The sequence below is a fragment of the Microbulbifer echini genome, assembly GCF_041447225.1.
Taxonomy (GTDB): Bacteria; Pseudomonadota; Gammaproteobacteria; order Pseudomonadales; family Cellvibrionaceae; genus Microbulbifer; species Microbulbifer echini.
This window is the reverse complement of record NZ_JBGMEL010000006.1, coordinates 1-25,131: the sequence shown is the minus strand read 5'-3', so window position 1 is coordinate 25,131 and position 25,131 is coordinate 1. Positions and strand designations below refer to the sequence as shown.

The 25,131-nt window shown below is 46.2% G+C and carries 21 protein-coding genes; 7 read left to right on the top strand and 14 right to left on the bottom strand.

The genetic code is table 11. The features are described from left to right. Nucleotides 1–113 precede the first annotated feature (113 nt). The gene (locus ACCI51_RS07425; RefSeq protein ID WP_371843154.1) at nucleotides 114–1,037 is read right to left on the bottom strand and encodes a LysR family transcriptional regulator; all 924 of its coding nucleotides are present in this window, start codon (nucleotides 1,035–1,037) and stop codon (nucleotides 114–116) included. Between the two features lie 110 nt (nucleotides 1,038–1,147). On the opposite strand from ACCI51_RS07425, the gene ACCI51_RS07420 reads away from it, so the two are divergent. Genes ACCI51_RS07420 through ACCI51_RS07410 form a run of 3 tightly spaced genes read left to right on the top strand, consistent with a single transcriptional unit; the run spans nucleotide 1,148 to nucleotide 4,037 of the window. Then, complete coding sequence (locus tag ACCI51_RS07420; protein WP_299586999.1) at nucleotides 1,148–2,368, top strand: argininosuccinate synthase-related protein; 1,221 nt, start codon at nucleotides 1,148–1,150, stop codon at nucleotides 2,366–2,368. Between the two features lie 11 nt (nucleotides 2,369–2,379). Then, a complete protein-coding gene (locus ACCI51_RS07415; RefSeq protein WP_371843153.1) occupies nucleotides 2,380–3,132 on the top strand; it encodes a 2OG-Fe dioxygenase family protein in 753 nt (250 codons plus the stop codon). After that, complete coding sequence (locus ACCI51_RS07410; RefSeq protein ID WP_371843152.1) at nucleotides 3,129–4,037, top strand: DMT family transporter; 909 nt, start codon at nucleotides 3,129–3,131, stop codon at nucleotides 4,035–4,037. The genes ACCI51_RS07415 and ACCI51_RS07410 overlap by 4 nt, the downstream gene beginning before the upstream one ends. Before the next feature lie 854 nt (nucleotides 4,038–4,891). On the opposite strand, the gene ACCI51_RS07405 is transcribed toward ACCI51_RS07410, so the two are convergent. The 3 genes from ACCI51_RS07405 to ACCI51_RS07395 form a co-directional block, all read right to left on the bottom strand. Continuing rightward, nucleotides 4,892–8,035 (bottom strand): efflux RND transporter permease subunit, encoded by a 3,144-nt coding sequence (locus ACCI51_RS07405; protein WP_371843151.1) that lies wholly within the window; start codon nucleotides 8,033–8,035, stop codon nucleotides 4,892–4,894. After that, nucleotides 8,029–9,567, bottom strand: coding sequence for an efflux RND transporter periplasmic adaptor subunit (locus tag ACCI51_RS07400; protein WP_371843150.1), 1,539 nt, complete (start codon nucleotides 9,565–9,567; stop codon nucleotides 8,029–8,031). Before ACCI51_RS07400 ends, ACCI51_RS07405 begins: the two co-directional genes overlap by 7 nt. A 241-nt stretch (nucleotides 9,568–9,808) precedes the next feature. Beyond that, complete coding sequence (locus tag ACCI51_RS07395) at nucleotides 9,809–10,252, bottom strand: hypothetical protein (protein WP_371843149.1); 444 nt, start codon at nucleotides 10,250–10,252, stop codon at nucleotides 9,809–9,811. Nucleotides 10,253–10,467: 215 nt separating this feature from the next. Between ACCI51_RS07395 and ACCI51_RS07390 the strand changes: the two genes are divergently transcribed. From ACCI51_RS07390 to ACCI51_RS07380, 3 genes are all read left to right on the top strand, one after another. Beyond that, a complete protein-coding gene (locus tag ACCI51_RS07390; protein ID WP_371843148.1) occupies nucleotides 10,468–11,376 on the top strand; it encodes a hypothetical protein in 909 nt (302 codons plus the stop codon). A 55-nt stretch (nucleotides 11,377–11,431) separates the two neighbouring features. Beyond that, nucleotides 11,432–11,989: a hypothetical protein gene (locus ACCI51_RS07385; RefSeq protein ID WP_371843147.1), complete on the top strand. Its 558-nt coding sequence runs from the start codon at nucleotides 11,432–11,434 to the stop codon at nucleotides 11,987–11,989. 328 nt (nucleotides 11,990–12,317) lie between these two features. Further along, a complete protein-coding gene (locus ACCI51_RS07380; RefSeq protein ID WP_371843146.1) occupies nucleotides 12,318–13,565 on the top strand; it encodes a DUF418 domain-containing protein in 1,248 nt (415 codons plus the stop codon). Nucleotides 13,566–13,737: 172 nt separating this feature from the next. Here ACCI51_RS07380 and ACCI51_RS07375 read toward each other — a convergent pair whose 3' ends face one another. The 7 genes from ACCI51_RS07375 to ACCI51_RS07345 all read right to left on the bottom strand — a co-directional run bounded on the left by ACCI51_RS07375 (nucleotide 13,738) and on the right by ACCI51_RS07345 (nucleotide 21,356). Next, nucleotides 13,738–14,907 (bottom strand): AMP-binding protein, encoded by a 1,170-nt coding sequence (locus ACCI51_RS07375; RefSeq protein ID WP_371843145.1) that lies wholly within the window; start codon nucleotides 14,905–14,907, stop codon nucleotides 13,738–13,740. 40 nt (nucleotides 14,908–14,947) lie between these two features. Then, nucleotides 14,948–15,970 (bottom strand): methyltransferase, encoded by a 1,023-nt coding sequence (locus ACCI51_RS07370; protein WP_455363774.1) that lies wholly within the window; start codon nucleotides 15,968–15,970, stop codon nucleotides 14,948–14,950. Nucleotides 15,971–15,998: 28 nt separating this feature from the next. Beyond that, nucleotides 15,999–17,213 carry a CaiB/BaiF CoA transferase family protein gene (locus ACCI51_RS07365; RefSeq protein WP_371843143.1) on the bottom strand — a complete coding sequence of 405 codons (1,215 nt, stop codon included), beginning with the start codon at nucleotides 17,211–17,213 and terminating at the stop codon, nucleotides 15,999–16,001. A 301-nt stretch (nucleotides 17,214–17,514) separates the two neighbouring features. Further along, a complete protein-coding gene (locus ACCI51_RS07360) occupies nucleotides 17,515–18,504 on the bottom strand; it encodes a zinc-dependent alcohol dehydrogenase family protein (RefSeq protein ID WP_299587035.1) in 990 nt (329 codons plus the stop codon). Between the two features lie 148 nt (nucleotides 18,505–18,652). Then, nucleotides 18,653–19,501 (bottom strand): enoyl-CoA hydratase/isomerase family protein, encoded by an 849-nt coding sequence (locus ACCI51_RS07355; RefSeq protein ID WP_371843142.1) that lies wholly within the window; start codon nucleotides 19,499–19,501, stop codon nucleotides 18,653–18,655. Between the two features lie 52 nt (nucleotides 19,502–19,553). Continuing rightward, nucleotides 19,554–20,372, bottom strand: coding sequence for an SDR family NAD(P)-dependent oxidoreductase (locus ACCI51_RS07350; RefSeq protein WP_299587040.1), 819 nt, complete (start codon nucleotides 20,370–20,372; stop codon nucleotides 19,554–19,556). Nucleotides 20,373–20,381: 9 nt separating this feature from the next. After that, nucleotides 20,382–21,356, bottom strand: coding sequence for an LLM class oxidoreductase (locus tag ACCI51_RS07345; protein ID WP_371843141.1), 975 nt, complete (start codon nucleotides 21,354–21,356; stop codon nucleotides 20,382–20,384). A gap of 279 nt (nucleotides 21,357–21,635) precedes the next feature. On the opposite strand from ACCI51_RS07345, the gene ACCI51_RS07340 reads away from it, so the two are divergent. Continuing rightward, complete coding sequence (locus tag ACCI51_RS07340; RefSeq protein ID WP_371843140.1) at nucleotides 21,636–22,556, top strand: LysR family transcriptional regulator; 921 nt, start codon at nucleotides 21,636–21,638, stop codon at nucleotides 22,554–22,556. Nucleotides 22,557–22,758: 202 nt separating this feature from the next. Here the strand turns inward: ACCI51_RS07340 and ACCI51_RS07335 are convergent, their stop codons facing one another. From ACCI51_RS07335 to ACCI51_RS07325, 3 genes are all read right to left on the bottom strand, one after another. After that, a complete protein-coding gene (locus ACCI51_RS07335) occupies nucleotides 22,759–23,298 on the bottom strand; it encodes a Dps family protein (RefSeq protein ID WP_371843139.1) in 540 nt (179 codons plus the stop codon). Nucleotides 23,299–23,402: 104 nt separating this feature from the next. Continuing rightward, a complete protein-coding gene (locus ACCI51_RS07330) occupies nucleotides 23,403–24,014 on the bottom strand; it encodes a hypothetical protein (RefSeq protein ID WP_371843138.1) in 612 nt (203 codons plus the stop codon). A gap of 310 nt (nucleotides 24,015–24,324) precedes the next feature. Continuing rightward, nucleotides 24,325–24,966 (bottom strand): alpha/beta hydrolase, encoded by a 642-nt coding sequence (locus ACCI51_RS07325; protein ID WP_371843137.1) that lies wholly within the window; start codon nucleotides 24,964–24,966, stop codon nucleotides 24,325–24,327. Nucleotides 24,967–25,131: the final 165 nt, after the last annotated feature.

Below are 25,131 nucleotides of genomic sequence, written 5' to 3'. Positions count from 1 at the left end.
CTCTAGGTAATACGCTGTAATCGCACCGTTTAGCTATAGTAGTTCAGACTTGACCTGATAGAGTATCTTCTGAAAAACCGGTAACCGTTAGATCAAGTCTGAACGACTAAATCTTATTGGTTCGCCCTGTGCTGAAATTGCAAATGAATAAAATCAACAAATTTTCTAATTTGAATGGGCATAAAATTCGATTGAGCATATTGCATAATAACTTTTCCCTGGTAGTTTCCTGAAACGTGCCAGTCTGGCAGTATCTCAATAAGTTCACCGGATTCAATTTCTGACTGAACGGTGAAATCCGGAAACGTACTTATGCCCATATGTTGTAAAACAGCCGCTTTTCGAATTTCTGTATGATTTACTGCAAATCGGCTTTGCGTTTTTACAGTGATTTTCTGGTGGGCGTTAGTGAATCGCCATTCATCATCGCCGATTTGTTCGCCTAATGAAATACATTGATGGAGAGCCAGTTCTTCAGGGTGCGCTGGATTTCCATGAATCTCCAAGTATTCCCGACTTGCACACATGACCAAATCGGCATTTGTTAAAGTTTTTGAAATCAAACCTTCCAGTGGTTGATTTGTCAGCCTAAATATCACATCCACTTCTTCTCCCACAGGATCTATAAAATGATCTGCGACCCGAAATTTAACGGATATCCCTGGGTAGCTATCTAAAAATGCCAAGACTATTGGCGAGAGCACATGTTTCGAAAAGGCTTTAGGCGCGGCAATACGAATCACCCCCGCGGCAGCGTCCAACATGCTGTGAGCCGCTTGAACGGCTGATCGTGCCGAATCAAGCATTTGCTTGCACTGCAAGTACACATCCGCCCCAGCAGTACTCAGTTTAACTTGGCGAGTGGTTCGCTCAAGTAGCTTTGTTTGCAGGCTCTTTTCCAGTCGATTTATAGAGCGACTAACGGATGAAGCAGCCATTCCAAGCTTTCTTCCTGCTTGTGAAAAGCTTTCTTCGTCCGCCACCGTGACGAAGACGGTCATCTCCGACAGTAGTGGCATGAGATCAGTATTGTTCATAGCGCAACAATCCTTTGCTTCGGGGGAGCATTGTGCCGATAAAATTACAAGTTATGATGTCCCATGTCAATTTGACATCAGTAATTATCTGTGGTGAAAGGATTTAGCACGTGAAAAAAATTAGAAGTATTGAGGATATCAAGACAGTATCAGGGAGAGTCGATCATATCTTAACGCTATTCAGCGGTGGCCTAGACAGCACATACCTATTAGAAATTCTTAAAGATATGGACGTTAAGGTCACTGCCTTAGCTATTGATCTGGGGGATGGGATTGATACCACACTTCTAAATCATATTGCGGATCACTATGGTATTGATCTGATCATTGAAGATGGTCGCCAGACATTTATTGAGCACTCTATCGTCTCTGCCGTGCAAGCCCAAGCGTTGTATTTGGGTGATTACCCTGTCAGCTCTTCTCTTTCACGCCCGGTTATCGTAAAGCATGCTGTTGCCGTGGCAGAGCAGCTTCAATGCGATGCCATTGTGCACACGGCAAATCAATCGCAAAACAGTTTACGTAGACTAAATGGGGCAATTGAGCGAAGTGAATTTAATGGTTACTACGGTTCTCCATATGAATACTCAGCTATATCACGCGATGACAAAATTTCCGGACTGTCTCTATCTGGACTATTTGAATTTAATAGCAGAAATGTAAGTGGCGATTCGAATTTGTGGTGCCGTGAATTTGAATCAGGCGTTTTAGATAATCCTGAAAAATTTCAGTTGTGCGAATCTCTATTTGATTGGTCGGTTTGGGACCCCAAAAAGCAATTGTCTAAACAAAACCATCAATTGGCCATAACTTTTCATAGGGGGATGCCAATAAAAATAAATAACCAAACCATGAGTCTACTGGACATGGTGATGTTTTTAAATCGACATATTGGAAGTTATCAAATAGGTCGGTATATCGGCTTTGATCATCTTGATTTTGGTGAGAAAGTGTTAGAAATCCGAGAGGCTCCGGCTGCTCACGCGTTAATGGCAGCTTATCATTACCTTGAAACGGCTATTTTAGAAACCGAAGTGTTAAGGATGAAGGCCCAGCAGAGTTTTGCTTGGACCAATGAAGCAGTTGAAGGTCGATGGGGTAGCATGCTGCAAAAGGCCACTCAGGCATTCATTAGCCATACCGCAGAAACGATTACCGGGACAGTGGCCTTCTCTTTATCACGAGGTCAAATGCTAATGAGCGGTATATATGCAGACCAACCCCGGTACCTTAAGGACCGAGATGCATGGGAAATCCAGGTGGCGTATGAGCGTAGCCAGCGTTCTTTAGTACTTAATGAGCCAAGTATGCAAATCGCCGTTAGCGCGTAAGGAGAAAAGCCGTGAATGTATCAGGAAAAATGAAGCCGGACTTTGGCATTGAGGAAAATGTTATTTCTCTAAAATCCAACCATTTCACAATGATTGAAGGGCCCCACATGCAGTCATTGTTAGGTTGCTCTATTGAAGAAGAAAAGGAATTTTCCGCGCAATGGAACGAGCTCACTCTCGATCAATATATGGGGGATGGCGGTACATATCGCTTTCGTCGCTATGGCCAATTTCAAAAATTTTCTGAGTCAAATAGTCTACAGCTGTTACCTCACGAGTCATATGTGCAAAGCAGTGAAGTCAATTATTTAAATGGCGATGTTAAGCGGATCTTCGATCCTCTTACAGATACTTTTGTACAATCACCGGTTTTGGAACGAACGTTAATGCTGTTAGCGGATCTTTATGATCAAACATTAGGGCAGAAGTGTGACTGGAACATTCGTTTACACCCTTACCGTATTCAAACTACCTCTGATCAAATTGGGCAGCCTGCTCCTGAAGGGTTGCATAGGGATGGGGTAACTTTCATAGCGTCGATGATGCTGCAACGTAGAAACGCGACTGGGGGGGTAACCCGATTAACCGACGATAAACGTCAGCCATTGGCAACAATTGAACTTAAGAATCGATTCGATATTGTTCTATCAGATGATGCAAAGACCTTGCATGATGTCAGCTCGGTGACACCTCTCAATGCAGCTGATATAGGCTACCGAGATGTATTGGTCATCGCATTTACTCTATTGGGGAACGCACCATGAATGCGACGGGTTTCGCCTGGCCTACTCGCGCGGGTATCCCCTGGATAGAGTTACTATTATTGCTGGTAGCCGTATTTTGGGGAACAAGTTACGGAATGACCAAAAGTGCGCTCGTTTATACCAGCGTCTTTATGTTTCTGGCAGTTCGCTTCTTGCTGACCTTTTTGGTTCTATTAATACCTACCTTACGAGACTTTCAGCAAGGGCGAAATAGTGATTGGAGAGCCGCGCTGCCAACAGGGGCGATACTGCTTTTGATTTTTTGTTGTGAGGTATTTGGTGTTTCACAAACAACCGCAACCAATGCAGCCATTCTTATCAGTTTGTCTGCTATCTTCACAGTTTTTGTAGAGATGTGGGTTAACAACAAGAGAATGAATCTTGGTTATTTGGGGTTTGCCTTCGCAAGTATTGTAGGGGTGGCACTGTTAACATTTGATGGGTCTTTCTCTGAATCGTTAAATACCGGTGACCTACTTATTCTAACAGCCGCTTTATTGCGCGCTTTTATGGTAACAACCACAAAACGCTTTACAGAAGGTAAGCAAATAACAACGCTTAGCTTAACTGCCTTGCAATCGCTAGTCGTTGGACTAGGTGCATTGTTTGTTGTGCTGGCCAAACCTGAAATACACTCAACCGGTTTACTTCCAGATGCAACTGAATTTTGGTTTATTACTGGTTACTTGGTGCTTTTTTGTACTTTGTTTGCATTTTTTGTTCAGAACTATGCAGTTAGAAAGCTGTCTCCAACCAAGGTTTCACTGCTAATGGGAAGTGAGCCTTTATTCGGTGCTTTGTTTGCGGTCGTCTGGTTAGGTGAGGCGTTAACATTAATACAGATCGGTGGGGCTATCACAATTTTCGTAAGTGTAATGCTGGTGACTATAAAGAAGGTGGAGTAATAACGTAAATAAGAATTGTTGGCGCCCATGAATTACTTTCTGGGCGCTGCTTGATTTCTGAAGGAGATTTTATCATTAGTGTATTAACTAATACCCTGAACAAATAGGGATTGTATTGTATGCTCTCAATTGTGTTTTTTGTGCAGAAAAAAATAACAGTTCTGGTGTTTTTATAGAATCGTTATATCCGATCCTGACTATTTCGCTAGTAGTTTTCTAACATTGTAATACCCAATTGCCGATTATTGTAGTGGTCTAACATTGTTTGAATCAAGAGGTTCAAGTGGTTGGGGCGCTATATAAGAGCCAAGCGTAAGAATCTCAAGAAGATAAATGTATATTTGAGTTTTTTTAGAAGCGTTTACAGGAATCGGACTTTACAGTGTAAATTTTAGTGGGGCTCGCCAAATATCAAATTCCACTGCGTAATTTAATAAGTTTAAGTGTGGTTTAGCACATTGGAAATGATATTTTACTGGATGGTTATTTTTTATAATGTAGGTTATACATTACTTTACGACAAGGTCGTTCAATTGCGTAAAATAAAGATTAAGTCACTAAGCCTCGGATACGGCGAACGCAGAATTTGCGGCCTTTCCGTTTTCCGCTCTCAATCTTTTAAGTGCTTACGCTGCTATGTTTCGTCTCATCGCAACATAAGCCGTCAGGTCCACGGCGTTGAGCTTGCCAACATACGGTAAATCCTGAAAGAGAAGCCCATGTAACGGTCTTTGGGGTCTCCTCCAGTTAAGGCGCGGTTGATCTGGAGCTTAAGGAGGGAATCGAGGGTTTTTGTAAAGAAGATTGATAGGGCACCGGATAAAACACACCCAGTGCCCCCGCTTTTCTATGTCTTAGTTTTGCGGATCGTTACCTACCTTCCACTGATAAAACACTCCGGGCATCACTAAGAGCACAAAGAACAGTGTTGTTATCGTACCCCCTACCATGGGTGCGGCAATTCGTTTCATCACATCGGCGCCGGTGCCATCGGAAACCATCACTGGAATTAGCGAGATTAACAAGGTGAGGCTGGTCATCAGCATGGGGCGGATACGGCCGGCGGCTGCCTGGGCGACTGCCTTGGTGGCGGTAGGGCTCTGCTGGAGCCTGTTATCACCAGTGGCAGATAGGTAGTGCAGCATTAGTAGCCCCATCTCTGCGGCGAGGCCGGCCATGGCGATCATGCCGACCCAGACGGCGACACTGAGCTTGTAGTCGAGCAGGTACAGCAGCCAGAAGGCGCCGATTAATGCCATTGGCATGGCGGCAAGTACAAACAGGGTATCGGATAGCCTGCCGCGATGGAGGTAAAGTAGGAAACAGACGGCAAGCAGGGTCAGCGGCACCAGCCATTGGAGGCGGGACTTGGCGCGCTCCAGGTATTGGTATTGCCCGGCCCAGGCAATCCGTTGGCCTGGAATCAAGTTTACCTGGTCTGCGACAACCTGCTTGGCCCGATTCACATAGTCCGCAACACCCACACCGCCTTTGAGATCGACAAAAACCAAGCCCACCAATTGTCCATCTTCATTGCGAATCATGGGAGGACCGGTGCGGAAGTCCAGGTCGGCCAGTTGGTTGAGGGGTACCTGTGAGCCATCGGAAGCCGGCACCAAGATTTGCTCCAGCTGTTCAGGCGTATCCCGGAAATCACGGGCGTAGCGCACGAGTACATCGTAACGCTCGCGACCTTCGATGGTTTGGGTTGCGGCCAGGCCACCGGCCGCTGCGGAAATTACGTCTTCGATATCCTGAACATTCAAGCCATGGCGGGAGGCCCGCGCACGATCGATATCAAAGTCTAAAAAGTAGCCGCCGGTAAGGCGCTCGGCAAAAACGCTGCGGGTTTCTTCCGCGGTGCGATGGTCGCTACGCAAGGCTTCTTCGATAGCAAGCGCCGTTTGCTCGATTTGTTCAAGGTTGTCACCAAATACCTTGATACCCAGTTGGCTGCGAATACCGGTAGCGAGCATCTCGGTGCGGGTTTGAATTGGCATCCACCAGATATTTGGCATGCCGGGGTAGCGCAGTTTTTCATCCATTTCCGCCAGAAGGTCATCCCAGGTCATACCCGGCCGCCATTCGCTTTTGGGTTTTAGGGTGATGACGGTTTCCACCATGGATAACGGTGCGGGATCGGTAGCGCTGTTGGAGCGACCAATTTTACCAAATACCCGCTCAACTTCCGGGAAGGTTTTCAGTTCTGCGTCCATTTGTTGAAGCACTTTGCCAGCTTCCGTCACAGACATGCCGGGTAGGGCGGTGGGCATATAAAGGATACTGCCCTCGTTTAGCGGCGGCATAAATTCGCCGCCCAGCTTGCTGATGGGATAGGCCACGGAGATCAGGGCCAACACCGCGAGCGCCACCACCAGTTTGCGTTGACGCACGCAGAAATGGATTACCGGCTGGAGGGTAGAGATCAAAACACGGGAAATTGGATTATCCCTGGTGCGTATTTTGCCGCGCATTAACAGAACGGCGAGGGCCGGAATCAATGTGATAGCTAACAGTGCAGCGAAGGCCATACTGTAGGTTTTGGTATAGGCAAGGGGTTTAAACAGCCGACCCTCAGTCGCCTCCAAGGCGAAGACCGGCATAAACGATACGGTAATAATAATCAGGGAGAAGAAAATACTCGGGCCGACTTCCTGCATGGCCTGGATTATCAGCTGCCTTCGCTCGCCAGAAGATAAAGCTTTGTCGCCCACCGTGGCCAACTTTTTATGGATGTTATCCACCATTACTACAGCGGCATCCACCATGGCCCCAATGGCCACGGCTATCCCACCTAGCGACATGATATTGGCGGTCAGTCCCTGTAGAGAGAGCGGGATAAAAGCTAATAACACGGCAATCGGTAAAGTAATTACCGCTACCAATGCGGAGCGAACGTGGAGCAGGAAAATAGCGATCACGGCGGCGACCACCAGTATTTCTTCAATCAGGGTATTTTTCAGGTTGTCGATCGCGCTGTTAATCAGCTGGGAGCGATCATAAGTGACTACCAGCTCAACCCCCTCGGGTAAGCCAGCCCGGAATTGTTCGATGCGCTCCTTGACGCTTTCGATGACCTTCAAGGCGTTTTCACCGTAGCGCATTATCACGATGCCACCGACGGTTTGACCCTCGCCATCCAGTTCAGCGATACCGCGCTGCATGGCCGGTCCCAAGGTGATATCGGCAACCTGATCCAGAGTTACAGGAATTTTTGCCGTATTTACCCCGATAACGACATCTTCGAGATCATCAACACTGCGGATATAGCCTCGCCCGCGCACCATATGTTCATGGCCGGCGATTTCCAGTACACGCCCCCCGGTGTCGTTGTTACTGCGACGAATGGCTTCGACCACTTTACCCAGGGGGACTTTAAACATCTGCAGGCGGTGGGGATCGATTTGAACCTGGTATTCCTTCTCGTAGCCGCCGATGGAAGCAACCTCCGCTACGCCTTCTACGGAAGTCAGCCAGTAGCGCAGTTTAAAATCCTGTAGGGCGCGCAGTTCCTGAAGATCGTGCTTGCCGCTGCGGTCCACTAAAGCGTACTGGAATACCCAGCCGACTCCAGTGGCATCTGGACCCAGCGTGGGCTGGACATCTTCCGGGAGTTGGTCGGCTACCTGGTTGAGGTATTCGAGCACCCGCGAGCGCGCCCAATAAATATCGGTGCCATCCTCAAAAATGGCGTAGACAAAACTGAGCCCAAAGAAGCTCTGGCCCCGCACATATTTGACTTTGGGCAGCCCCAACATGGCAGTGGAGAGGGGGTAGGTGATCTGGTCTTCTACCAGGTCCGGACTGCGGCCGGGCCAGTCCGTCATGATAATCACCTGAGCATCGGATAAATCCGGAATTGCATCCAGGGGAACGTTGGTGAGGGCGCGATATCCAGCCAGCGCGGCAATGGCCACAAGTAGCAAGGTGATTCCCGGTTTGCCGGCACAGGCGCCAATAATACGGGCGATAAGCCCCTTGGGTTCGCGATTTACCACTGCTGCACCCCCGACTTCAGGCGGCTTTCCGCGGCAATCAGGAAAACACCGGAGGTGATGATTTTATCGCCGGCCTGCAGCCCTGACCGAATCACGATACGGTCGCTATCACCATAACCGGTGCGCACCTGAACCGGCTCCAGGCGGCCCTGACCCAGATCGCGGAATACAATGCGCTTCTTGCCGGAAATCAGCACCGAATCCCGCGGCACAACTAATAGGTTGCCCAGTTCAGCGCTCAACATAATGTCGGCAAACAGGCCGGGACGCAGTTGGCCATCGGTATTGGGCAGGGCAACGCGCAGGCGTGCACTGCGATTGCTGTGATTGAGGAAGGGGTCAATTTGGGTAAGAGTGGCCGGAATTTCCTCGTGGTAGACGTTGGTTAAGCGCACCTTGGCAGGCATACCCTTTTCCAGCAACGGCAGCTGGTCTTCGTAGGCGTGGGCCTCAATCCAGACATGGCTCAGGTCGGCGACACGCAGCAGGTTGTCGCCCTTTTCAAATGCTGAGCCGGCGACAATGTTCTTTTCGATAATCACACCGCTGGCGGGGGCGAAAATCGGGACATAGTCCTGCGCCTTTTGCTGCTCGACCAGCCAGTCTATTTGTTCTTCGGAGAGCCCCCACAAGAGCAGACGTCTGCGCGCGGCTTTTTCAAGGGAGTTGCCTCGGCGGCGGGCCTTAAGATATTCGTCCTGCACCGCGAGTAGTTCAGGGCTATATACAGAAAACAGCACATCGCCGCGTTTGACCTCTTTGCCTTCAAAGTCCGCATCCAAATCACCAATCCAGCCATCGAAGCGCAAACTGATATCCCGCAGGCGGGTCTCGTCGTACGTTACCTGGCCGTGCAAGTGAATGGGTAGGGTGAAGGGCCGCCTTTCAACCGTGCCGGTTTTAATACCGATAGCCTGACGTCTACTGCTTTCAACGACGATGCTGCCGCTTTTCAGTTCATCGTGACGAACCGGTTGTAAATCCATACCACAGATGGGGCAGGTGCCGGCCTCCGCTGCCCGTACCGACGGGTGCATAGCACAGGTGTAGTAAGCGGTATCGGAGGCCTCAGGTGCTGATTTCAAGCGCAGACCTTTGCGATTGGTGCTCATATCAAAGGCCAGGTCCACATGGCGATCGTGGCCGGTCGCTACATCTATCACCATGGGCCAAGAACCCACCATCGCGAGCTCGATCTCACCCTGGAAAATGCCGGGGCTGGTCTCGTTGATATCGGCCTGGGCACGCATCGCCGGCATGGCACCCATTGCGGGCATTTCTGCTACTGCACGAACTTTGGCTCCGCTGACTGGTTGGTTTTCTCTGTCCCTAACTTCGATATGAATCTGGTTCTTACCAGCGCGGGGCTGCTGTGGATCTACAGTTACGGCAATCTGGAAGGGGCCGGCAGGAATAAACTCCATATGGGCGGTCACAGCCAACCCGGTCGTTTTCTTCCAATAGAAGGCCGCGCCCGCCGCCACCAGCAAAATAACGAAAGAAACGAAGCTCAGTGTTTTGGCGCGGCTCATTGCACACCGCCAAAGACAGAGGGGATGAGGATTTGGATACCGAGCTTCGTGCAAAGTTGGGCGCCAAGTTGACTAGCAAAGGCACTGCCCATTTTTTTGCTGCTACGGGCAGCAACGGCTTGTAGGGAAATCAAAGGGTTCACTCCTGGAACAATCTTTCTGAAGCCCAACAGCAGCAATGACAAAAGTCTAAAGACGCATGGTGCTGCGGGAAATTTCGTAAGTCAGAGAGAGGGAGTGATCAAATACGCAAGCGCAGAGTGGCCAACCAGGTTCTATTACCTGGGTAGCTGGAGGCTAGGGGGAAGGGTGTAACCGCGTTGGGCGCTGGTGGGGCCAAAATTTGCGGCCACTGGTAAGTGGGTGGTGGTGCCAGCTGAGGAAGTTCCAGGTCAAGGAAGGCAGCGTTTAAGGCGACTTCGTGATCATCCAGGGAGGTCTTGAGAGAGACCCGGGCATCGTATTCACAGCAGTCGACATCATCCGGCTGCGAGTTGGTAACCATGTGGTCACAACAACACTCCGCTGCCGGCTCCGGGCTCTCCATCATTTCGCAGGCAAGTACGGTTTGCACCTGGAACATCACCAGGAGCAGGGCCGCCATAACAATTAGTTTGGCGCGAAATGTGGAGGAGTAGTGCTTCATTACTGATAAATCATACACCAGAGATTGGCTGTCCGACAAAGATTGCCTTCACCACGTGACTGACTGGTGCTCTCAGTTTTCTCCAGGCAATGAAACATGTAAACGAGACTCAGCAATTTCCCATGAGCCCTATGGTGGGAATTCCGACATCCATTTTCTCTTCGAAGCAGGCTTCCAAGCGATAATTAAGCAGTGCCCCTCTTAATAATGGGCCAAGTCACATATAGCTATCGAAAGCGACATAAGGTTCCCCAATGCCATTCCTTCCAAATGCCGTCTTATTGTTGATTTCTTTAATGAGCATCATCTTTACAGCTTCGGCTGTCGCTAGCTCTACTCAAGATGCCTTACAGATATTGCATGCTACGGCCAATGATCTCAATAAGAAAATTGATAGCGACTGGATACTGAGTAGGGAACGGAATTTGACAGCTTGGCTGCGAATGAAAGCAGTTCGCCAAGCGAGTTATGACGGTGAAGACTTGTCTTTCCTCCAAAAGCACGGCCTTGAAAAAAAGAGTCCGACTTGGTATGAGGTGAATTTAAAAGAACATCCTGAGTGGATGACCGCATACCGGTTGCTAATACCGTTATCCTCTTGGCGAGGACTGCCTAAACACCAAGCTAAACTTTATGAACTTGGCATGACGGTGGTTGAAGTCAATAGACTCACTGGCTATATCCTGGCCAATGATATTCAGGAAATAACGATCCAGGCAGCGTTGGATTTTTTACGGGAGGAGGAGTCCACTTACGTAAGTAGATTTCTTCAAGGAGGTGAAGACTTTTCCTTAATCTATTTAGAATTTGTGGATAAGCTTAACGCGCTCACCCATGTATTGGAAACCGATTGGGCGATAGGCCTATTTAACCTGTTCGATCGTGATGGTCAAGATATTTTATTGACTTACAGTTTGTCGAAAGTTAACTCCCGGATAGGTCTGGGGAAGAGTAGTTTCAGTCTGGATGAGAAGGTTGACATATTCATGGGGTATTTTCTCTCAGGAGGATTTCATGCATCAACGAGAGAGTCATTGCAGAGACACAAAGAGAGAAGGCGAGCCGATAGAGCTCAAATTAATGTGGAATTTAAACCCCCGACCGATAATGCCGTGAATGAGTGTCGCTGCGCCCCAAAACAATGTTCGTATACCCATCCTTGAGTAATTTCTTGGTATCGCTTGCGTGGCCCAATCATAATTTTGAGTGGTAGTAGCAATGGCTGTAAGAAGGATCTGTATTTGTCTTTTCGTGCTCCTCATTTCATTGCCTTCACTGGCAGAGGATACCACTCCCGCAACTGAATCCTACGGCCCCCTTAGAAAAATGACCAACCTTTGGCTAAGAGGGGAGATTAGCAAAAGGCAGATTAGAGAGCTGGCGCTAAGTGGGCGCTACGTTAACAACTCCGATAATGATAATGCGCACGTTTCATTTTTTCTGGATGAGATGCAGATAGTTGTTCGTGGATCATCGGTAGCAGGGCGTTCCGCTCAAATAAATATCCAGGTAAATGAGTCCAAATTTGATCTGGATTATGATCTCGTTTCAATGCACCTTCTTATTAATGGCCATGGTAGTGGGCTCTCCAATGAGCAGAAATTCCTTCTGATTGTAATGCGATATCGATTGGCAGCCGAAGGTTGGAGTAAATCTCTTGGTATAGATCAAATGGAAAAGAGCCTGATCTATCGGACCCTAAATTATCTCTCCGAAATGCCGGCAGACTATAAGATGTGGGTGATGGCTAAGGAAATCAAATACCCTCTACATTGATAAGCGGGCCCATCAAGCAAACATGCGTTGAATGTTCCTTATATTTCATTCAGCTTCGTTCGTGCTGAAGAGTTTGTCCATCCACGAATAACTCACCAACGCCCTAAGTCCCACAAATCTAATGCTCTATTGGCTTGTAGGATGCTGGTCCAATGGAGGTCTCAAAAGATATAAGATTCTAGTCCGTCAATATGGAATAAAATATCCTTTGGTGATTTTGATTATTTGGTACAGATGTCAATAAGAAATTGGTGATACTTATCGTCCCAAGCTTGTATCCCAATAAAAAAAACACTAATCTCAGACTTTTTTCCTGAAATGGATTTGTATGCAAACTCGGATTTCACAGTTGGATCTATTAAGAGGTATTGCCCTGTTGGGAATTCCTTTTATGAATGTGGTGAGCTTTTCAATGCCCATGGCCGCCTACTTAAATCCAAAGGCTTATTTTAGCGATGGGCCATTCAATGATCTTGTTTTTATTGTTTTGCATCTAATTGCGGACCAAAAATTCATGGGGTTGTTTGCCATGCTTTTCGGGGCGGGCATTGTCTTACTGGCTGAGAAACGTTTATACCAACAAAAATCTGCTGCCAAGATTCATTACAGTCGTAATTTCTGGTTGTTGCTTATAGGTTTGCTCCATGCAATCTATATCTGGGAGGGCGACATACTTACTGTTTATGCCATTGTCGCTATGGTGCTTTATGTGTTCCGTTGGCTACGTGGCGGTTGGCTAATTGCTTTGGGATCTTTGGTTCTGATAGGTTCTTTATGGAGCTCCATTTCTATGGGGGTTAGATTGTCAGAGCTTAGTGGTGAGGCTAGATACGTAGTTTCAGATATCTTTTCTCCAGATGCAGCGCAAATTCAACGGGATATAGCGGCTTATAGTGGTGGTTTCTGGGAGTTGATTAACCATCGTTTTTCCGTTGAGAATAGCAATACAGATTTTGAAGGGAGCATAGTGATGCTATTCTTCAGTCTTTCACTTATTTTAAAAATTTCTGCGATGATGTTGATTGGAATGGGCCTCTTTAAAATAGGTGTTTTACGTGGTGAAGCTACGGCAGGGACCTATAAGAGATTGGCCATTATTGGAACATCCGTCGGCTTGATACTAACCTTGCTGGGTTTGATTTGGAACTATCGTCATGGGTGGGATATAAACAGTTATTTCTTATATGGTGACGTATTTAACTTGATAGGGGCTGCCTTCACCAGTGTTGGTTACATTGGTTTAGCTTGCCTCTGGTATCGAACCAATAAACACGTGTGGATCAAGAATAAAATTCAGCAAGTTGGCCGTATGGCATTTACTAATTATCTTGCGCAGTCTGTTATTTGTGTGTTCATTTTTTATGGTTTTGGGATGGGGCTTTATGGTGAGCTGTCGCGTTTAGAAGTTACCGGCATCTGTATACTGCTTGGCCTGTTTCAGGTGGCCTATTCTGATCTCTGGTTAAAAGTTTTCCGTATGGGGCCTTTAGAGTGGCTCTGGCGTGCGCTGACCTACTTTAGAATTCCCCCTCTCTTCAAGGAGAAACCGCTCCGCGCTGCAGGGCTGGGATCCTAACTGGTATAAATTTTGCCTGACAGACTGCTGTATGCGTTTGTACCTCTTAAGAATAGGGGTGGGTTAGCCGTCTGTCACTACTTGGGTTTATTTGCTCTGCGCTTAAGTATCCGATAAAAGCTGGGGGGAGCGTGCATTGGCTTTTGGTGACTGGATTGCGTCTCAAAAGAAGTTATTGTCCGGTTTTCCCCCAGATAACAGGAGGCACCTTATTGGTGCGTGTGACCCGCTGCATTTCTTTTACACGCTTTACCATAAAAGAATCAGGGTATCGCTGCACAACTGAGGATAGATTGTGAATCCCAGCCAATATTTTTGCACGCACTCTCTCAGGCTCGACGTTGCCAGTGAAAGTCAGGGTAAACACACTTGCAGCCTTAATCGACGTTTCTTTTTCATTGCGCGTAAGTAGTATCTGGGCTTCTTCAACTCCTGCCATCTGCTCTGCGAGTTCGATGACTTTACCAGTACTGATCAGTGCACTCAGTAGGCTTACTGAATCATCCGCACGCCCTTCAATAACTAGCGCCTCTGAGCGGCCACAGCGGCAGCTGGCCGGTTTAATCCTATCGCCCAATCGATAACGTAAGAGGGGTACTGTCCAACCATTGCCAATACGTGTAAGTAAAGCCCCGCGCTCCTGAGGCTCTATTAGTTGATCCGCCAAAAGGTGATAGGTGTCGCGGTCACACTCGGGACCATTGACCGCAATACTATGAGTTTCCACTGAACCATAGTCACACCAGAAGCCGGCACTGGGGAAGGCTTTGCGCACAGTTCTATATTTTTTCTCGGTCCAGGGTTCGGCCAACCAGATAATGGTATTGATTGCCAGCTCATCACCTCGATCCAAGATTCCCTTAGCGAAGTCAGCCAATCCAGTAGGAGCACCGGCTAGTGTATTAACGCCGACTTTCCGGAACATAGGCAGCCAAGTAGCGACTTCCGCTGGTGTAAAAGGCCCTGTAGGTGCGCTTACAGCCCGGCTTTGTTCGACAAGGGCTTGAATGAAATAATGGGCACCCCATAGTCGCCCCGGATTAAATAGATTGAGAACCACATTGCCCGGTCCGAGTGGACGCCACTCGGATAACAGCCTCCCTAAAGCCTGATGAAAGGGGGTGTACGCCAGTTTGGGGTTACCTGTAGTTCCGCCGCTAGACATTAAGATGGCACCATTCTCGCGAGCAAAAGCCCCAGTGATTCGCAGTATTTCCTCCGGGCCACTGATTGGTAGATCTTCTATACAGCGGGCACCATCCCGAACTTTGAGACCGCCGTGTTTGGATATTTCCCTGGCATGGGTTATTAATTCATCCCACTCGATATTCCCTATACTCATACTTAGCAGCCTTTATGCTTTAGCTCCATTTGTGTGCTTTTTAACGTTTTTTGGCCGAGATTACAGAGAAGTAACCCAGTGATGGGTGCGTTTGCGGTGCCTTAAAACCAGCATTAACCAATAGTTTATAAAGTTCGGGCTCAGAAAATAATTGAGCACCGTGGTTCATATATAGATGAAAGGAGAATAAGCTGGGTGTAAGGCGCTTCTCGTCATAGAGCATATCGTGAATGAAAATGTAGCCCCCGCTGGGTAATAAACAGAAAGCTTTTTCAACTAATGACTGACCGACAGGCTCAAGCCAATCATGTAGCACATTACTAAAACAGATCCCATCAAAGCCTTTGGGCCACTCTGCACTAAATAAATCCCCTTTCACAATGGTGATTTGTTCGGCTTTTTTGAATTTCTGTACATACTCTTTGGCAGCCTCACAAACTGGGGCAAGGTCAAAGAGTAGGGCACTGCGTTCAGGATAGGTATCGCAGAAAGCGAGTGCAATCGTCCCAGAACCGGCACCGGCATCCAGCAAAGTCTTCACTGGGCTAAACATACCCTTTGAGGCCGCGGTTACAGCGGAAGCGAAACCTTGTGAGTGCATTAGATGGGTAAAGGCTGCAGCCGAGTCACTATCCATCTCGCCTTGCTGCCACATATCTGTTACGGAATGACCTTTGCATTCAAGTTCATATTCACGTTTAAGACTGGTTAAAATCTTTTTATCCAAGTGATTGATGTCATAGATTGCGAAAGGGTCCAGCAGAACTTCTCCCCAATAATAGGGGCTACTTTTATTCAGGTAATTTTCAGTAAGTTCAGAGTTCGTATAGTGTTGGTCTTCAATGTTGACGTAGCCCAAGTGATGGAGTGCCAAAAGGTATAGCTGCATACCTTTATTGCTGAGTTGTAATTTCTCTGCTAGTGCTGCACTTGTGTTATAACCTTCATTAATCAGCCCGGCAATATCAAGTTGTGCTGCGACTTTAAGGCAGGCAAAAGTATAGTTGCCCATTAGGCGATCCCAGAGTGGGGAGTCCGATGCGGTCGGTGCTTGTATATGCATTAGGCACTCCTTCCTTGAGTTGACAATTTTAGCGGTAGTGGATTACACCAGTTTTATACAGTTCTTCTATCTCTTCTCCAGTAAGCCCCACTTTGCTTAAAATTTCCCTTGTGTTTTCGCCGTAGAGAGGAGCCTCCTGGAATTCCATTGCTGGAGTATCCCCAATAGAAAAGGGTGCGCTTAGGTATTTGATCGATTCCCGGCACTTGCTGCGAGTATAAGGAATTGAAACAATCTTACCGTTATTACGGACATAAGAGTTGTTTAAAGCTTGAGCGATGTTATAAACAGGAGCACAGGGAACTTTCCCCTCCATCTGTTTAGCCCATTCTGCAGTGGTTTTTTTCTGGAAGAAGCGATCCAAGGTCTCGGTTAACGCTTCCCTGTGCTGTATTCTATCCGCATTTGATTGAAAGCGTGGATCCTCTTTGAGAGCATTTTCATTGAGCTCCATACATAGGATTTCCCAAAATTTTTGTGTTAAGCAGGCAACATAGAACCATCCATCGGCGGTTTTCACCAGTTGAGAAGGTGCCTGTGATGCGTGAGCAGAGCGTGGCTGCTTACCAGAAGTTACCCCCTCATTGAGGAACCATAGGCCCTGATAACAAAGGCAGTTGAGGGCAATATCAAACAAGTTTGTATCGAAATCGCCACCTTTACCTGTGATTTCGGTGCGCAGCAACCCAGAAACGGTACACAGTGCCGAATACACGCTCCCCAGTAAATCGACGACAGATACCCCAACTTTGGTGGGTATAGAACCTGGCTCTCCTGTGACCGACATCCAGCCGGTCTCTGCCTGCATGAGAAAATCATAGCCGGGCCAGCTTTTTCTATTGTTATCTCGGCCGTATCCAGAAAGGTGAGTACAAACGATTTTAGGATTGACAACTTTTAACTCTTCATATGTAACTCCAAGCTCCTCTGGTAAAGAACCGCGAAAGTTATCAATGACTGCGTCCGATTTAGAGACAAGCTTTAGGAAGACGTTTCTCCCGTCTGGCGTTCGAATATCCAATGCCAGGCTTTTCTTATTGTGGAGCGTTGACTCTCCACTTTCGTTATCTTCCTTATTCTCATCGAGATACAATGAGCCCATTCTTCTTAATGGGTTTCCATTTTGTTTTGGGTCCTCAATATTAATAACTTCGGCGCCTAACATGGCCAATAATGTGCCATGAAAAGAACCTGCGCCCCAGGTTTCGAAGGAAAGAATGCGCTTATCTTGGAGAGGTAGCATTATGATAAGACCACTGTAATGTTAGATATAGCTAACAATAGTCCGATATGAGCGCTGATGGATTGTTATACCACTTCAATTCGAAGTCGCCTATGGCTTTGAAGGGGATGATGTCATCCCGCTTTGGATAAAAAATTGATTTCTGAAGCCGATGCCAATGATTTCTCCTTGAAGCCTGAAGGAAGCTATAGGCATGTCGTATCTGGTTGCGAAAAACCTTGGATAATGCATATATTAGACATAAACCGCGTGAATAGTCTTACGTCAGGCTTGGTTTTTAGAGGTTCGTTAGCTGAAGATATCAGTCAATAGTGACTACGACTTTACCCATGGCTTGCCCACTGGCTAACCGTTCATGGGCTTTACCAATATCAGCTAGTCCATAGGATGTTTCGTCAAGTACTGGTCTGAGGCCATCCTCTTCAACAATAGACTTCAACGCTTTTAAAATGACACCATGCTTTTCACGATAAAAATTATGCAACATTGGGATAAGCATAAATACGACATGTAAAGATAGTCCTTTGAGGTGTGCTGTTGTTAGGTCAAGTTCAACCATGGCAACCGTTGAGATAACTTGGCCATTGAGCGCAGATGCTTGAAATGAATTTAACATATTTGTACCACCAACGGAGTCAAACACAATATTGAAACCATCTCCCTTAGTGTATTTTTGTACATAGTCCTCTACTGATTCCTTTTTATAGTTGATAGGTGTCGCACCAAGTTGCTCTATCATCTTCATCTGTGGCTCACCAGAACCTGTTGAAAACACATCGGAACCAAAGTGCTTGGCTAGCTGTAAAGCAATATGACCAACTCCACCTGATCCACCATGGACTAGTACTCTCTGACCTGCTTGTATCCCCGCGCGTTGCCAGCCTTCATAGGCAGTAATACCAACTAATGGTAATGCAGCAGCCTCGCGCATACTTAAATTGGATGGTTTCAATGCTATTAATTTTGCATCTGAAACCATATATTCAGCCAGGGTCCCAGGTAGATTTGCTAATCCACCGGCACAACCATAAACTTCATCGCCAATTTTATAATCGGTTACACCATCACCAATTTCTTCAATTGTGCCAGAGAAATCCATACCCAAAATTGCGGGTAAGGGCGGAGAAAAAGGCAGTTCCTCCCCCATTTCTCTTAGCATTGTATCTACAGTGTTGACACTGGTTGCAGAGATTTTTATCAGTACATGTCCACTTTTGATGGTCGGCTTTTTTACGGTTACTTTTTTAAATACATCTGGGCTGCCGAAGGCGTTAATGATCATTGCTTTCATTTACAGTTTCTCGAAATTAATTGGTGGTCAGGTAAATTAAGAAGCACTCTTAATGTGATTTTTTGACTAAGACTCGAAAATCCATCACCATATTTTTTAGTTGAAAGGGTGTTATTGATTTATATACACAATAACACCCTTTGTAAGTTTAATTAATATTTTGCACCTTCATTACGAGTTCATTCCAATTGCGCTGATTTTCAATGTCATGCTCTAATCCTTGCTGATCCGCGATTGAGAATCGTTTTAGTGCGGGTGTTTTACTGGTTGCTTGGTATAGCCAGTAGGCTTCTGCTTTCAATGCCTCATCAATTGGTTTGTCGATTGATTCATATACAGCCTGCTTACAAGCATTGATAGATTCAGCAGGGAATCGTGCAATTCTTTTTGCTAGAATGCCTACATATTCGTTGATTTCACCAGGGTCAAGTGCTTTATTAATTGTTCCAAATTCCTCTGCTTCATCCGCATCGAAGTCTCGGGCACTTAGAATGATCTCCAGCGCTCTCCCTAAGCCGGTCTGGCGAGCCATCCGAGATGCACCACCGCCGCAGGGCAGAATTCCCATACCAACTTCCATTTGCATAAACTTAAATTTGCCACGTGCGGCAAAGCGCATATCCATTGCCAATGCCAACTCGTGGCCGCCGCCTCGAGCAAAGCCTTCTAGTTTGGCAATGGTTGCCTGTGGAACTTTACTAATTCGCTCACAAACTGCTTGTAAATCGAGTAACTTGACTTCTTCACGGGATATTGCCTCATCAGACATATCCTTTAAGAGCTCTGTATCATAATGGCAGACCCAAATTTCAGGGTTTGCCGATTGAAAAACTACCACTTTGGTATTGCGATCCCGTTCCAGACGCATGGCTAAATTGTTAAGGTCCGCCAGCATTTCTTGCCCCTGGACATTAACTGGCCCAAAATCAAATGTGACCGTTAAAATGCCTTCCTTTTGAGCGGTTGAGAATGTAGTAAAGCCTTCATACTTCATCATTATGTCCTTTTAGGGGGGGAAGGTATTAGTTGTTTAAGTTACAGGTTATGTATTAGGGGATTTGAGCCCCTAACTCATTAGCAACGCGTTCAATTTCTAAAATAAGCAATTTACTCTTTGCCTCATCAAGAGCATCGGGGTGTGGCTGAGACCAATTGCCTAGGTCGTTATCAAAGTACTTGCCGGTAGCACTGGAGAATTCATCACTAAGAGCTGCTCGAACCAATACATTAGCCCCAATACCGATATCTCTCCCAAGCGAGCCATAAGCCTCTTTGACCATTTTGCTGCCCAGGAATGATGCCGGGTTAATGGCAATAAATGCTGGGGCTTTATTGTCAAGGGATTTGGATAATTGGAATGTCCACATCGTAATAGCCAGTTTACTCTGGGCATAAGCATCACTATCGGAAAGAAGTTGCTCACCTTTAAGCGCTTCCAGATTCACAGGCGCTTGGGCGGCAGAGGATAGATTGATGATACGGCCATTACTATTGAACAGAGGTAAAAGGTGCTTGGTTAATATATATGGTGCAATAGTATTTACGATAAAACGAATATCGTACCCTGAGTCTGTAACCGGGTTAGGTATTTTAAGTACACCAGCATTGTTTATTAGTACGTCAATATTTGAATAATGATTTTTAACTTTTACTGCCAGTGCCTCAACTTCAGATAGGTTCGTGAGATCTGCCAGAAAAATATCTATTGTGGTTTCAGGGTAATCTTGTGAGATGCTTTTCGTTACCTGTGCCAGTTTAGACTTGCTTCTGCCATGCAACAGTAAAGTATGGCCTTTTGACGCTAATAGCTTTGCCGTTTCCAGTCCAATACCATCAGTTGCGCCTGTTAGTAAAATTGTCTTCTTCATTAATTATTCCTATCCTTTCAACTCTGGAAGAATATTTGTAGCAATCTGTTGAAGTGTTTCTTGTACGTCGCGTTTATTAAAGCGTAGATTAAGCGCAATATGATTAATGCCAATTGCCGCTCTTGACTTCAAATACACAGCTAATTGATTGATGCCGATGCGAAACCCCAAATGTATTGGTTGTGGCGGACAATCAGGGTCGCCAATAACATCAATATACAGTGGCTCCATAACTGGCTTGGCCGGGACCTCTTCTCCGCAGATGTTTTTTCTTAGTTGTTTGATAAAATGCTTCTGCTCTGCATGGGGCCTGGGGTATGTAATCCATCCGTCGCCATTGCTCGCTAGCCAATCTGGGGCTTGCTGGGAGGACCCTGTTATTAGTAACGGCACTTGTTGGCCATAAGGCTTTGGCAAAAGGTCCACTTCGCCAGATACTGCCCCAAGACGATTGTCAAAATGAGGGTAGGGGGCTGTTATTTTTCGAATGTATTCGTAACTCTCACGAAAAATCGCCCCCCTCTCCTTATAAGGAACATTCATCGCTGGGTACTCTTCAGGGCGATCGCCGCTGGCAATGCCAAGGATAAATCGCCCTACGGAGAGGTGATCAACCGAGGCAGCTGCTTTTGCAACGTGTGCTGGGTGGCGTAATGGCAAAATAAGACTCGCTACGCCGAGGCTAATCTTTGAAGTAGCACCTGCAAGTAATCCAAGATAGACGAAAGGGTCAAACACTTGCCCGGCATCACCAAATGAAGGCACATTGAACGGCACGTCTCTTAGCCAAACGGCGCTAAAACCTAGCTCCTCAGCGAGTTGAACTCTCTCAATATGATCTGCCATAGTTGGCACAGAGGTTGCCGAGTAGTTTTCAATAGGGACGATTATGCCTAAAGAAAGTCGTCCAGGCTTAAATACGCTATTGAAGCCAGTATTGATTTCGGGAAACCAACCATCTCTATCTCTTTGGCCAGAAGTCACTAAACATCCCCTTCAACATAGTTGACACAACGGGTTATGGTTGTTGGCATTGCCATGTCCTTTGCACAATTGGGATCATTCGGTCATATCCCATAAATGTTCAGAAGAAAGAAAATACCATCTATTTATCTCTTCTAATCGCGAACGAAATTCCTGTTATTGCTTGGCTACAAGCCCTTTGAGGGCAACTACTCAACAGTTGGGCAAAGCCTAATTCATTGGTTATTGCGAATAAATGATGTATAAATGGAATCAGAATACTGATTTTGGATATAATTAGTGGATACGAACGGAATAAGACTTTTTGTGCTGGCAGCTGAGCTGCTCAATATCAGTTCCGCAGGGCGCCAGCTTGGTTTGGCTCCATCAGTAGCCAGTGCGCGCCTGTCAAAGCTTGAGGTTCAATTAGGGGCGGATCTATTCCATAGATCCACTCGGAAGGTCACTTTATCGACAGAAGGAGCCGAATTCCTTCCCTATGCTAGAGAGATCCTTGCTCAAGAAGATGCTGCCTTGGCAGCCCTGGGTAAAGGCAGTTCAAATGTGAGCGGAACGCTAAGATTTGCGGCTTCAAGCACATTTGTACAGCGCTTTGTAGCACCAATACTGCCTGAATTTCTTGAGCGATATCCCGGTGTGAATGTGGAGCTTAAGCTATCTGATACACAAGTTAACCTAATCGAGGGAGGCTTTGACTTAGCCCTACGCAACTATGCCGTAGAAGACAGTAGTCTTATTGGACGTAAACTTGCAGAAGACAAGAGAATCCTGTGCGCTTCCCCCAGCTACTTAAAGAAATACGGTGCTCCAAATACGCCTGAAGATCTCATTCGGCATCAGCTTTTGGTGTTTATGAATTCAAAGCCCAGAAAGCTGATATCTGAACGTGATAAACAAGCTGGATCATTTCCTCCACCGAAAGGCAAGTCTCGAGTAATTTGTGATGATGGCGCCAGCATGCGTATAGCGGCCAAGGCCGGGGTTGGGGTTTGTATGAGTTCGTTATGGAATATTCATTCTGAGTTAGAAGAGGGCACACTGGTTCGGGTACTTCCGGATTACAAAATTGATGACCAGGCAGCGATTTGGCTTGTCTACCCTAAATCTAATGTACTCACGTCAAAAGTCAGGGTGTTTATTGATTTCCTTGTTGAAAAGATTGGTGATTCGGCCACCTTGGCAAACTTGAAAATCTCATAAATTATTCCCCGCGTTATCCAGCTGTTCCGTAACTGGGGAGATAAATTGTATAGAAAATTGTGGCTGGAACTGTAAATTTAACGCTGTAGATGAAAGGACAGTTTTAATAGAGATGTAAGAAAGGAGTTGTTGTCGGCTAGAAATACAACAAACCCCTTCTTTAACTGGGGACACAAAAGTATTGCGTCTTTTGGGGTGAGGCTCAGTGGTGCGTTAATCCTGGACTCCGGCTAGCCTCAAATAAGAACCATGATCGCCTTTCGGCCTGATCAATATACTCCTCCAGTATACTTGCAGTTGCAATATCACGGTGCTTATCACAGAGCTCATGGACTTTGCGCATGTTGGCAATCATTTGCTGATTATCTTCACCAAGTTCCGTAAGCATATCTTGTGGGTCTACATAATCCGCATCATTATCTGAAGATCGTTGCAGTTTGGCGATCTGACCAATGGAGCGAAGTGTGGTTCCCCCCAGTTTACGTACACGCTCTGCCAAAACATCGGTCATCTTGAAAATTTGACTGGCCTGATCGTCAAACAGTAGATGGTAGTCCCGGAAGTGTGGACCGCTCACATGCCAGTGAAAATTCTTCGTTTTCAAGTATAAGCTAAAGGTGTCTGCCAATAGTGTATTGACAGCAGTAGTAATGCTGCTCTTCGCGTTCTCGCCCAGATCCGTTGGAGCCGTAAGCCTGGCTTGATCCTTTGCGCTCACTTTTTCACTGGTTGCTTTTCTCATACGAAGCCTCACAAGGTTATGGCAAGGGGGGAGGACTAGAGGAGTAGATATTATCTTGGCATAAGATTAGACCTCTATGGGGTGACTTTCCAGTCAAATTGAGATCACTCTGAGACTCCCGGCTTTGCTCCCGCACAATATTTGGCAGGCGTCTGATCTAAACCAAAAGCCTTCATAAGTTGTCTACTTGCCCCAACATAGGACCCTAGCGTTGCGCCTGACCAGTAGCCTGTATCACAAGTCAAAGAAACACAGTCTCCTCCAAAAGTTACAAAAGGCTGATCACGCACTATTTTGCATGTGCAAATGGCCTTGAGTGGGTTCATTGGGTCGACAATACAGGGCTGATCCAGGCAATCCGTCCAGGGTTTTCCCTCGGGACAGGAAAGTACTGGTTTAGTAGGTGCCTGAGCGAAAGAAAAAGTCGATACGGTTTTTTTTACACCGGTCGAGTCAGTCACAGGAATCCGGGCTTTACATTCTGACATCCCAAAGTTCAAACCCCGGTTAACATCACATTGACAAATTGCATTTGAATCCGGGTTTCTGGGGTCCGGGATACAAGGAGCTGAAGTGCATAAGACATATTCATTACTGCAAATGATGCCCTCACTATTTTGGAGAGGCTTAAGCTTGCCTTCTTCAGCTGCTGTGTTAAACCCCGTAAAGGCAAGGGCAATCAAAATCATTATGAATAAGAATGAATGTTTCTTCATGCACGTTTCCTTTATGAATTTAGGGTCGACTAAGATGTAAGTAGGTATTTATTCAAATTCAAATAATAGCAGTCGTTGATCAAATAGTGATTCCTATGTTGCTATCGGCCAGACAGTGTGTGGGAACACCCGAAGGATATGAATTTCAAATGGTCATTTTCAGCATCTAAATTGGTGTCGGGGTTTGCTAGATCACTACATGATGTATAGGGATAGAGTAGGGAACTATGATGATAACCTTTTACTTAACAGAAGGTCTTCTCCAGCATGGTTTCAATTTTGAAGGTAACCGAAAATTCTATAGGTTGTACTATTGAGTAGTATTGAGCCATTTAACAATGGCTTCATGCTCGCCTTCTCCTATTGTATTCATGCTTGGATGATGCCTACCATTAACTTTGAATATTTCTATATTATCTTTCTGCAATTGCTTATAACTTGCATACGGTGAAATTTGGTCTGAATCTGAGAGTATTAGTAGTGTCGGAGTCTGGGAGGATTTTAATAGAGGCTGTATGTTTGTATCTTTTAGCTTTACATTAGATTTTCTTAGAGCTAAAGCCGCTCCCTTGCGTATATCTTTCTCAGGGATAATCCGACTAAGTATGGGGTGGTCAATCTTTGCATAATTGTATACGGCCTCATCAAATTGCAGCATCGGAGCTAAAAGAATGACTCCGCTGATGTCTGATCTTAAAGAAGAAATATGTGAGGCCGTTAAGGCGCCCATAGAGCTTCCTACAAGATATATATTTCCATCTTTGATAATCCCTTCTTCAATTAGGTTGTCAATAAGAGAGTTGATATATTTGCTATCATCCACTCCATATTTTTTTTTGCCACCAGTATCACCATGACCGAGAAGGTCTGGAACAACAACCTGAAGCCCAAGAAAGCGAAAATAAAGAGCAGAATCCAGCATGAATTCTTTTGAAGTGCGAAATCCATGCAATAAGATGGCGGTGCCAAAGTAACTTCGATCTAAAGAATTTCTACTTAAGGAACCTCTGAATAATTCCGAGCCAATTTGGTAGTATTCAGTTATCCGTCAAGGCTACGATAGATCATGCACCAAGTCACCTTTGCCGAAGCAGAATACAATCTGAAGCGCCGTAAA

Excerpts from the sequence above, each read along its gene's own strand:
- ACCI51_RS07370 (WP_455363774.1), bottom strand. The coding sequence starts at position 15,970 with ATGCATATACAAGCACCGACCGCATCGGACTCCCCACTCTGGGATCGC.
- ACCI51_RS07425 (WP_371843154.1), bottom strand. The coding sequence starts at position 1,037 with ATGAACAATACTGATCTCATGCCACTACTGTCGGAGATGACCGTCTTC.
- ACCI51_RS07350 (WP_299587040.1), bottom strand. The coding sequence starts at position 20,372 with ATGAAGAAGACAATTTTACTAACAGGCGCAACTGATGGTATTGGACTG.
- ACCI51_RS07365 (WP_371843143.1), bottom strand. The coding sequence starts at position 17,213 with ATGCTACCTCTCCAAGATAAGCGCATTCTTTCCTTCGAAACCTGGGGC.
- ACCI51_RS07400 (WP_371843150.1), bottom strand. The coding sequence starts at position 9,567 with ATGAGCCGCGCCAAAACACTGAGCTTCGTTTCTTTCGTTATTTTGCTG.
- ACCI51_RS07330 (WP_371843138.1), bottom strand. The coding sequence starts at position 24,014 with ATGAAGAAACATTCATTCTTATTCATAATGATTTTGATTGCCCTTGCC.
- ACCI51_RS07410 (WP_371843152.1), top strand. The coding sequence starts at position 3,129 with ATGAATGCGACGGGTTTCGCCTGGCCTACTCGCGCGGGTATCCCCTGG.
- ACCI51_RS07335 (WP_371843139.1), bottom strand. The coding sequence starts at position 23,298 with ATGAGAAAAGCAACCAGTGAAAAAGTGAGCGCAAAGGATCAAGCCAGG.
- ACCI51_RS07390 (WP_371843148.1), top strand. The coding sequence starts at position 10,468 with ATGCCATTCCTTCCAAATGCCGTCTTATTGTTGATTTCTTTAATGAGC.
- ACCI51_RS07375 (WP_371843145.1), bottom strand. The coding sequence starts at position 14,907 with ATGAGTATAGGGAATATCGAGTGGGATGAATTAATAACCCATGCCAGG.
- ACCI51_RS07380 (WP_371843146.1), top strand. The coding sequence starts at position 12,318 with ATGCAAACTCGGATTTCACAGTTGGATCTATTAAGAGGTATTGCCCTG.
- ACCI51_RS07360 (WP_299587035.1), bottom strand. The coding sequence starts at position 18,504 with ATGAAAGCAATGATCATTAACGCCTTCGGCAGCCCAGATGTATTTAAA.
- ACCI51_RS07385 (WP_371843147.1), top strand. The coding sequence starts at position 11,432 with ATGGCTGTAAGAAGGATCTGTATTTGTCTTTTCGTGCTCCTCATTTCA.
- ACCI51_RS07355 (WP_371843142.1), bottom strand. The coding sequence starts at position 19,501 with ATGATGAAGTATGAAGGCTTTACTACATTCTCAACCGCTCAAAAGGAA.